General features: G+C 72.0%; 8 protein-coding genes. 4 read left to right on the top strand and 4 right to left on the bottom strand.

All coding sequences use genetic code 11. The annotated features are described in order from the left end of the window. Positions 1–396, top strand: a 396-nt coding sequence (locus AB0J09_RS45210; protein ID WP_360705672.1) for an arylamine N-acetyltransferase, incomplete at its 5' end; no start/stop codon positions are given. 60 nt (positions 397–456) lie between these two features. Here AB0J09_RS45210 and AB0J09_RS45205 read toward each other — a convergent pair. Then, positions 457–1,230 carry a nucleotidyltransferase domain-containing protein gene (locus AB0J09_RS45205; protein WP_360705669.1) on the bottom strand — a complete coding sequence of 258 codons (774 nt, stop codon included), beginning with the start codon at positions 1,228–1,230 and terminating at the stop codon, positions 457–459. After that, the gene (locus AB0J09_RS45200; protein ID WP_360705666.1) at positions 1,227–1,865 is read right to left on the bottom strand and encodes a nucleotidyltransferase domain-containing protein; all 639 of its coding nucleotides are present in this window, start codon (positions 1,863–1,865) and stop codon (positions 1,227–1,229) included. Before AB0J09_RS45200 ends, AB0J09_RS45205 begins: the two co-directional genes overlap by 4 nt. Positions 1,866–1,910: 45 nt before the next feature. Between AB0J09_RS45200 and AB0J09_RS45195 the strand changes: the two genes are divergently transcribed. After that, positions 1,911–3,776: a propionyl-CoA synthetase gene (locus tag AB0J09_RS45195; protein WP_360705663.1), complete on the top strand. Its 1,866-nt coding sequence runs from the start codon at positions 1,911–1,913 to the stop codon at positions 3,774–3,776. Positions 3,777–3,851: 75 nt separating this feature from the next. Continuing rightward, entirely contained in the window at positions 3,852–6,677 is a 2,826-nt protein-coding gene (locus AB0J09_RS45190; RefSeq protein ID WP_360705660.1) for a hypothetical protein, read from the top strand. A 17-nt stretch (positions 6,678–6,694) separates the two neighbouring features. Here the strand turns inward: AB0J09_RS45190 and AB0J09_RS45185 are convergent, their stop codons facing one another. Both AB0J09_RS45185 and AB0J09_RS45180 read right to left on the bottom strand, forming a co-directional pair. Then, positions 6,695–7,861 (bottom strand): HAMP domain-containing sensor histidine kinase, encoded by a 1,167-nt coding sequence (locus tag AB0J09_RS45185; protein ID WP_360705657.1) that lies wholly within the window; start codon positions 7,859–7,861, stop codon positions 6,695–6,697. Continuing rightward, complete coding sequence (locus AB0J09_RS45180) at positions 7,858–8,514, bottom strand: response regulator transcription factor (protein ID WP_360705655.1); 657 nt, start codon at positions 8,512–8,514, stop codon at positions 7,858–7,860. Before AB0J09_RS45180 ends, AB0J09_RS45185 begins: the two co-directional genes overlap by 4 nt. 153 nt (positions 8,515–8,667) lie before the next feature. Here AB0J09_RS45180 and AB0J09_RS45175 point away from each other — a divergent pair. After that, positions 8,668–9,295 (top strand): phospholipid carrier-dependent glycosyltransferase (locus tag AB0J09_RS45175; protein WP_360705652.1); only part of this gene is annotated, 628 nt, incomplete at its 3' end.

Raw genomic sequence — 9,295 nt, 5'->3', positions numbered from 1 at the left:
CTGGCCGACGTGGGCTTCGGCGGGGACGGGCTGGTGGAGCCGATCGCGTTCGCTGACGGGGCCACGGTGCGGTCTGGCCCGTGGGAGTGGCGGCTGGGCAGGGACGGGGACTTCTGGGTGCTGCATGCTGGCTCGTCCGAGCTGTACGCGTTCCGCCCGGATGAGCCGCATTATCCGAGCGACTTCGAGGTGGCCAACTTCTACGTGGCCAACAGCCCGCATTCGCCGTTCACCCGGCACATGCTCGCCCAGCGGACCACCGCGGACACCCGCATCCGCATCGAGGACCTGCCGGTGTCCACAGCCGGAGAGTTGATGTCGGCCCTGCGGGACCGCCTGGGCATCCAGGTCACCCAGGCGGACGCGGAGGCGCTGCTGCCCAGGCTTCAGGCCTGACCCTGGCGACGGCCCGTCACCGGCCGGGCTCGTGGGCCAGGGCCTGGCGGGTCACCAACGTCACGTCACGGATTCTCCACGCCCCCAGCCGCGGAGCCGCACCCGCACCACCAGGTCGTGCAGCGCCGCCTCGGTCGTCGCCCGTTCGGGCAGCCCGGAGGAGTCACGCGCCTCCTCCAGCGCCGCCGTCATCCGCTCCGCGTCCGCCTCCAGCCCGGCCGCGGAAGGCGCCGGGCCGTGCTCGGCCTCCCGCTTGGCGGCGACCAGTTCGGGCAGGTACGCGGGCCCGTACTCGTACAGGCGCGTCAGATCGGCCTCCAGCTCGCCGCTGCGCATGAGATGCGTGCCCGTGGCCAGCACGCGGAAGGTGTAGAGCAGCGGCTTCAGCTCCCGGGTCTTGGTGAACAGCCGCCACTGCGTACGGGCGAATCCCAGGTAGTGGTGGGCGTGGTGGCGCGTCAGGCAGCCGGGGGCGAGCGCCGTCAGCTCCTCGTGCACCGGCGAGGAGGCCACGACCAGCGGCGAGAGCAGCTGCTCCAGCACGTAGCCGTTGCGGCCCAGCAGCAGCCGGCAGAACTTGGCCAGGTCGTGCGTGACGAGGTCCACCTCCACACCGTCGCGCGTCCACATCCGCTCCAGCGTCTCCGGCCCGTGCCGCAGGCCCGCGACCTCCTCGACCGGCAGCAGGTGCACACCGCGCAGGTCCACGTCCGAGTCCACCGAGGGGAACCCGTACAGGTGCGCGCCGCTCACCGTCGCGAACGCCAGCGCGTACGGCTGCTCGCCGGCCACCTCCGCCAGCCACCCCGGCAGCCCCGTGGCGTCCACGTTCATAGGAACTCCTTGCGCACGCCGACCAGGAAGTCCTCCACCCGCTCGCGGTCCGGCCGGTCGGGCAGCACGCAAGGCGCCGCCGTCAGCTCGGCGGACAGGGCGGCCCGCCAGGCGTCCACCTCCGCCCACGGCACCTCGCCGCGCTTGACGGCCAGCAGCCGCTCCCTGTACGGCCCGACCTGGACCAGCGGCTCCCCGTGCCGCACCAGGTGCAGACCGCTGAGCAGCAGCCGCATCATGTGCATGGCCTGCTTCCACTTGGGGGCGGCCGGGTCGAGGCGGCGGAACTGGTCCTCGGCGTACCCGGCGAACGAGCGCTGCGCCCGCGCCGACACGAACGCCCCGCGCAGGTCGCGCAGTCGCCGCCCGGCAGGCGTGATCACCTCCACGATGGGGGACCACAGACATTCCAGGATCGTCGGGTTGGCGTCGAGCCCGAGGGTGCAGAAGCGCTCGACCTCCCACGAGAACTGCTCGGGCAGCGGCCCGTCCCGGTGCGTGGGCGGCTTGTCCAGCCGCCAGAACGCGGCCGTCGGCGCCACGAACACCCCTCGCCGGTCGGTATCCGAGCCGTCCGTCTCGAGCCCGTACGCTCTCGACCCCATGACAACGGAAAGGATCAAGTCATCGCTCATCCCAATATCTTGCGTGATGGGGGCGGGGGCTGGTCTGATCGACAAGTGGGCGCTTATGACGAGGCTTACCGGCGGAGCATCGAGGACCCCGGAGCGTTCTGGGCGGAGGCGGCGCGCGGGATCGACTGGGACGTGGCTCCGGCCACCGTCACCGCGGGCGGCCGGTGGTTCCTCGACGGGCGGCTCAACACGTGTCACAACGCGGTGGACCGGCACGTCGCGGCCGGCCGCGGTGACCAGGCGGCGCTGATCTACGACAGCCCCGTCACCGGCACCACGGCGACCTTCAGCTACAGCGAGCTGAGAGACCAGGTGGCCAGGACCGCGGGGATGCTCAGGGATCTCGGCGTGGAAAAAGGCGACACCGTGGTGATCTACATGCCCATGGTGCCGGAGGCCGTGGTCGCGATGCTGGCCTGCGCCCGGCTCGGGGCGGTGCACTCGGTGGTGTTCGGTGGGTTCGCGGCCAGGGAACTGGCCGTGCGGATCGACCACGCCAGACCCAAGGTGGTGCTCTCGGCGTCCTGCGGCATCGAGCCGTCCAGGGTGGTGGAGTACAAGCCGCTGCTGGACGCCGCGCTGGAGCAGGCCGCGCACCGGCCCGGCCGCTGCGTGATCCTCCAGCGCCCGCAGTGCGTGGCCAAGCTCGACGAGGGCCGCGACCTCGACTGGGCGCGGGCCGTACGCGACGCCGAGCCGGCCGGGTGCGTGAGCGTGGCCGCCACCGACCCGCTCTACATCCTCTACACCTCCGGCACCACCGGCGCGCCCAAGGGCGTCGTGCGTGACAACGGCGGCCACGCCGTCGCGCTGCACTGGAGCATGTCCCACGTGTACGGCGCCGCCCCCGGCGAGGTCTACTGGGCCGCCTCCGACGTGGGCTGGGTGGTCGGCCACTCCTACATCGTGTACGCGCCGCTGCTGGCCGGCTGCACGACCGTGCTGTACGAGGGCAAACCGGTCGGCACTCCCGACCCGGGCGCGTTCTGGCGGGTGGTGGCCACCCACGGGGTCCGCACGCTGTTCACCGCGCCGACCGCGTTCCGGGCCATCAAGAAAGAGGACCCATCCGGAGATTTCGCCAAAAAGTGGGACTTGTCCCGACTCCGTTATCTCTTCCTCGCGGGCGAGCGCCTCGACCCCGACACCTACCACTGGGCCTCGGACCTGCTCGGCATCCCCGTCATCGACCACTGGTGGCAGACCGAGACGGGCTGGCCCATCGCCGCCAACTGCGTCGGCATCGAACCGCTGCCGCTCAAGCCGGGCTCGCCCACCAAGCCCGTCCCCGGCTGGGACGTACGCATCCTCGACCCCGACGGCAACGAGTGCCCGCCCGGCGTCGACGGCGCCGTCACCATCAAGCTGCCGCTCCCGCCCGGCGCGCTGCCCACCCTCTTCCGCGACGAGGCCCGCTTCACGCGCTCCTACCTGGCGCGCTACCCCGGCCACTACCTCACGGGCGACGGCGGCCACGTGGACGCCGACGGCTACCTCTACGTCATGGGCCGCATCGACGACGTGATCAACGTCGCCGGCCACCGCCTGTCGACCGGTTCGATGGAGGAGGTCATCGCCTCCCACCCCGACGTGGCCGAGTGCGCCGTGATCGGCGTGGCCGACGAGCTGAAGGGCCAGCTCCCCGTCGGGTTCGTGGTGCTCAAGGCAGGGGCGGAACGCGACCCGGAAGAGCTGGAGCGCGAGCTGACCGCCCTCGTACGCGAGCGCGTCGGCCCCGTCGCCGCCTTCCGCCGCGCCGTCGTGGTGTCGCGGCTGCCGAAGACGCGATCGGGCAAGATCCTGCGCGCCACGATGCGGGACATCGCCGACGGCCACCCGTACACCACGCCGTCCACGATCGAGGACCCGGCCGCGCTGCCGGAGATCGAGGAGGCCCTGAAGCGAACATGACGGGCCGGTAACGTCCGCTGAAGACCCCGGCCGTACAGCGCATGATGGGACATCCCAGTCCCCGGGAGAAGGCACATGATCGAGACCCCGAGCTACGCCGACGCCCTGAGGATCCTCGGATGCAAGGACGCCAGGCTCGTCAAGGTGATCGGATTCGCCTCGGCGGCGGCCCGCACGGGCTGGGCACTGGCCGGCGCGGGGCAGCTGGCGACCGGCCTGGCCGACATGCGCAACAGCATCGTCCTCTATGGCAAGGACGTCGTACGCCGCATGCCCGAGCTGAAGAGCGGCGTCGACCGGTTCACCCGCACGCAGCGGCTGGCCGCCGCGCACGCCGTGATCGTCGTCTCCGCCTACTTCGAGGCACTCGGCGAGGCGAAGCTGCCGTTCACACTCGACAAGCTCGACCGCGGCGACAAGATCTCCCACGGCGTGCCGACGCCCGAGCGGTTCGCCAGGCTGGTGGCGAGCCTGCTCCTGGAGCGGCTGCCCACGCCCGAGCCGCACCTGCCGTACGCCGAGACCCGGCTGGCCGTGGAACGTGCCTACCTGCGCATGTCCGAGGCCATGGCCGGTTACGTGGGCGGCCTGGCCGTCTGGGACGAGCTGACGGTCGACGACCAGCTCCTGCTGCCCCGCATGCTCGCCGAGGGCCCGCCCGCGCATGCGCTGCGCATCTACGACGAGGACTACCGGTCGCTGGCGCTCGACAGCCACGAGTTCGGAGTACGCAGCCTCGTCACCGAGAAGCCGCCGCCCGCCACGGCGCTGTCGCGGGTGGCCTGGCTGCTGGCCGAGCAGGCCCCTCCCCGGGTCGGCGACCGCCCCATGATCCACCTGGCCAGGATGGCCGCCAACCTGCTCGACCGGCCGCTGCTGCTGGCCGGCAAGCTCCCCGAGGACGTCTCGCTCCCGCTGCTCGGCGAGGGCTACCTCAGCCCCCGCTTCCGGGTGGCAGAGCTGACCCGCGAGACCGCGCCCGCGCTGCTGAACTGGTGGGATGACCAGCGGTTGCTGCCCGACGCCGAGGCGTTCTTGGTGGGCCACCTGACCTCGCTGCGCGCCACCCAGGCGCCGCTGCTCGTGCTGGGCGAGCCCGGCTCGGGCAAGACCAAGCTGACCGAGGTGCTCGCCGCCCGGCTGGCCAGGTCGGAGTTCCTGCCGATCAGGGTGGAGCTGGGCAGCGTGGCCGCGCGGGCGGACGTCACCGAGCAGATCGACCAGGCGATCGCGGCCGTGCTGGGGGAGGAGGTGCAGTACGCCGAGCTGGTGACGGCCGCGGACGGCGCCATGCCGGTGATCCTCCTCGACGGCTTCGACGAGCTGGTGCAGGGCGGCGTCAACCGCTACGACTACCTCGAACGGGTGCAGGAGTTCCAGGCCAGGGAGGCGGAGCTGGGCCGCCCGGTGGCGGTGATCGTGACCAGCCGCACCGTGGTGGCCGATCGGATCAGGCTCCCCGAGGGGCTGCTGGGGCTGCAGCTCCAGCCGTTCGACGACGACCAGGTGCGGCAGTGGCTGGACATCTGGGACCAGGCCAACCGCGCCCTGCTCGCCCGCCGCGACCTGAAGCCCCTGCCCGCCGCGGCGGCGCTCGTCCACGGCGAGATGGCCAGGCAGCCGCTGCTCCTGCTGCTGCTCGCCCTCTACGACGCGGGCGGCAACGCGCTGCAGCACGACCACGGCCCGCTCGGCCGCGCCCGCCTGTACGAGGTGCTGCTGCGGGACTACACCGAACGCGAGACCGGCGGCGTGCGGCGGGTGGCCATCGACCAGGAGCTGGTCCTGCTCGGGACGGTGGCGCTGTCCATGCTCGCCCGCGGCCGCCAGGTCATCACCGGCGAGGCGCTCGCCCGGGACCTGCCCGCCCTGTGTCATGGCGGAGAGGACGAGCCGGACGACGACGAGGGCCGGATCGACTGGGTCCGCAAGGCCACCGAGCGGTTCTTCTTCGTGCGCAGGAACGGCACCAGGAACGGTTACGCGTTCCTGCACGCCACGTTCGGCGAGTTCCTGGTGGCCTGGCTGGCCATGTACGCGCTGCGCGACCTCGACAGGAGGCGCCGGCTGGCCGGGGACGAGCCGCTCGCGCTGGTGCAGGCGGTGGACGACGACCTGCTGTACGCGGTCACGTCCCACTCCTGCCTGGCTGAGCGCGGGGCGACCGTGGGGTTCATCCTGGAGCTGCTGGACGAGGTGCCCTCCGCCGTGCGGGCGCGCTGCGTGGAGCTGCTGGCCGGGCTGCTGCGCCGGTCGCTGCACGAACGGCCGCGCCGCCACTTCACCGGGTTCAGGCCCGTACGCCACACGCTGGCCCGCCGCCTGGCCGCCTACTCCGCGAACCTCACCCTGCTCATCGTCTGCGCGTCAGAGGAGCCGGTCCGCGTCTCGTCGATCCTGCCCGGCCCCGACCACCTGGAGGAGTGGTCCTCCCTCAGCCACCTGTGGAAGGGGCAGCTCGGGCAGGAGGGCTGGACCGGGCTGGTCACCGCCCTGTCGGCGCACCGCGTGGTCGAGGACGGCGAGGAGGACGTCGTGCTCGGAGGGGCGGAGACCGGCGGCATGGGCGACGTCGTCGTCGCGGTCGCCACCGGCCACACACCCCGCCACCGGCGGCTGCTCGACCTGCTGGTGCGGGCCCTGGGGGAGGGCCGCTTCCTGCCGTACCGGGACCGCCTGGCGATCCTGGAGGAGCTGGTGCGGACGGTGGCCGTGCGCTCGCCCGCCATGCACCGGGCGCTGGGCGCGATGTGGGCGGAGGACGGGGCCGACCACGCGGAGCTGCGGCCCCTCCTTCAGGCCATGCTCGCCGACCCGGCCGACCGGACGGGCACGTGGGAGCAGCTCGTCAAGGCGGGCATACCGGAGACGGCCCTCTGGGAGATCCAGGGCCTGGACTGAGCCGTTCAGGGGGCCCGTCAGGGGGACTCGGCGTGGACGGGCAGCTCGACGGTGATCGTCAACCCGCCCTCGTCCCTGGGCGTGGCCGTGACCGTGCCGCCGTGCGCCTCGGTGATCACCCGCACGATCGACAGCCCCAGCCCGCTGCCCCGGTCAGACCGCAGCCTGTCCCCATGCAGCCGCCGGAACGGCTCGAAGATCGTCTCGATCTCGTACGGCGGCACCTGCAGCCCCGTGTTGGCCACGACCAGCTCGACCCGGTCGGCCCGCCGCCGCGTCGTCACCCACACCTCGCCCTTCGGATGGTTGTGCCTGATGGCGTTCTCGACCAGGTTCTGCACCAGCCGCTCCACCAGCACCGCCTCGCCCGCCGTCGGAGCGGGGTCGAGCAGCCGGTGCATGGTCACCTCACGCTCGGCCGCCTCGGCCGCTGCCTGGTCCAGCACGTGCTCAGCCACGTCCGTCAGGTCGAACGGCCGCCGATCCAGCACCGCCTGCTCGCCTTCGGTCAGCGCCAGCAGGCCGTCGATCAGACGTTCGTGGCGGGCGTTGACCAGCAGCAGCGACTCGCCGAGCCGCTTGACGTCGTCGGTCGCGTCCGGCCGCCGCACGGCCACGTCCACCAGCGTGCGGTTGATCGTGAGCGGCGTACGCAGCTCGTGCGAGGCGTTCGCGACGAAACGGCGCTGCCCGTCGAACGAGCGCGCCAGCCGGCCGAGCATCGTGTCGTAGATCTCGGTGAGCTCCTTGATCTCGTCCTGAGGGCCCTCGTAGCCGATCCGTCCGTTCAGGTCGTGGCTCTGGGCGATGCTGCGGGCGGCGTCGGTGACGTTCCTGAGCGGGCGGAGCACCATGCCGGCCGTCCGCCAGCCGACCCCGAACGCGAGCCCCGTGCCGCCGAGTACGGCGAGCACGCCGGCGTTGCGCACGTTGTCGAGGAGACTGGTTGTGTATGTGGCGTGCGCCTTGAGCGCAAAGCCTCGGGCGAGCTCGTAGCCGTCCTCGAACCGAGAGGACCAGATGCCGTAGCCGTCCCGCTGGACGCTGATGTGGTCGGGGGTGAACACCGAGGCCCGGTACTGCAGGCTCGTCCGGACGACGAAGAAGACAGCGGTCACGGCGAGAGCGGCGATCACGAAGAACGCGCCCGCGCAGGCCAGCGCGAACCGCAGACGCATGCTCATGGGATGCGATATCCCGACCCCGGCACGGTCTCGATGACCTGCGGCTCGCCGAGCTTCTTGCGCAGCTTCATCATCGTCGTGCGCACCGTGTTCGTGAACGGGTCGATGTGCTCGTCCCACACCTTCTCCAGCAGCGTCTCGGCCGAGACCACGGCGCCCTGGGCCCGCAGCAGCTCGGCCAGCACGCCGAACTCCTTGCGGGCGAGCGGCACGTACCGGCCCTCCCTGAACACCTGCCGGTGCGCCCAGTCCAGCCGCACCCCCGCCCGCTCCAGCATCGGCGGGTCGGCCCGCCTGGCCCGCCGCCCGAGCGCGTGCACCCGGGCCACGAGCTCCTCGAACGCGAACGGCTTGGGCAGGTAGTCGTCGGCCCCCAGCGACAGCCCGGCCACCCGGGACCGCACGTCGCCCGCAGCGGTCAGCATGAGCACCCGCACCGGCCAGCCCCGCTCCACCACGGCCTTGCACACCTCGTCCCCGTGCACCAGCGGCAGGTCCCGGTCGAGGATCACCACGTCGTAGTCGTGCACTCCGAGCCGTTCGAGCGCCGCGTCCCCGTCATAGGCGACGTCGACGGCCAGTGCTTCCCCGCGTAACCCCTCGGCGATGGAGTCGGCGAGCATCCGCTCGTCCTCGGCGACCAAAACCCGCACCGCGCCCCCAAAAGATCGTTAAATGCCCGCCAGTCTGCTCTGGTCGGCATAACGCGCGCATAACCAGAAACGGTGACGTTCAGGTTATAGGTGACGCGCTGGACTGGCCGCCCTGAAGCCGGGAACCGCCCGGCTCTCTCGGGGGAGAAGGCCATGGCGTCCACGCTCGTGGAGCCGCGCCTGGAACGTGCCGGTCTCGTGCGCGCTCATGGGCTGTTCGGGTGCGTGCTCGTGCTCGCCGCCGCGCTGCGCGTGCTGGTCATGCTGGGGTACGACACGGCGCGGCTGTACTGGTACGACTCGTTCACGTACCTGGACACGGCCGTGCACATGAGGCCGGAGGGCGCGTTCCACCCGGCGGGCTATTCGTGGTTCCTGTGGGTGCTGCGGCCCTTCCGCAGCGTGGAGCTGGTCGTCGGCGTGCAGCACGCGATGGGGCTGGCCACCGGGTCGATGATCTACCTGCTGCTGCGCCGCCGGTCGTTGCCGGGCTGGGGCGCGGCGCTGGCGGCGGTGCCGGTGCTGTTGGACCCGGCGTTCGTCCGCCTGGAGCACGCCGTGCTGTCGGATTCGCAGGTCGTCTTCCTCATCGTGGCCGCGCTGCTCGTGCTGATGTGGCGGCGCGAGGCGTCCACGCCCGCCGCCGCGTGGACAGGCACGTGGACAGGCGCGGTGGCGGGCGTGCTCCTCGCGCTCGCCGGCCTGACGCGCACCGCCACCGTCCCGCTGATCGGCCTGGCCGCCCTCTACCTGCTGTCGCGGCGCGCGTGGCGGCGGCAGG

Source organism: Nonomuraea sp. NPDC049784 (assembly GCF_040659615.1).
GTDB lineage: Bacteria > Actinomycetota > Actinomycetes > Streptosporangiales > Streptosporangiaceae > Nonomuraea.
This window is presented reverse-complemented; position numbering and strand designations above follow the sequence as displayed.

Coding starts and splice junctions, on each gene's coding strand:
- AB0J09_RS45205 (WP_360705669.1), bottom strand. CDS start 1,230: ATGAACGTGGACGCCACGGGGCTGCCGGGGTGGCTGGCGGAGGTGGCC.
- AB0J09_RS45185 (WP_360705657.1), bottom strand. CDS start 7,861: ATGAGCATGCGTCTGCGGTTCGCGCTGGCCTGCGCGGGCGCGTTCTTC.
- AB0J09_RS45190 (WP_360705660.1), top strand. CDS start 3,852: ATGATCGAGACCCCGAGCTACGCCGACGCCCTGAGGATCCTCGGATGC.
- AB0J09_RS45200 (WP_360705666.1), bottom strand. CDS start 1,865: ATGAGCGATGACTTGATCCTTTCCGTTGTCATGGGGTCGAGAGCGTAC.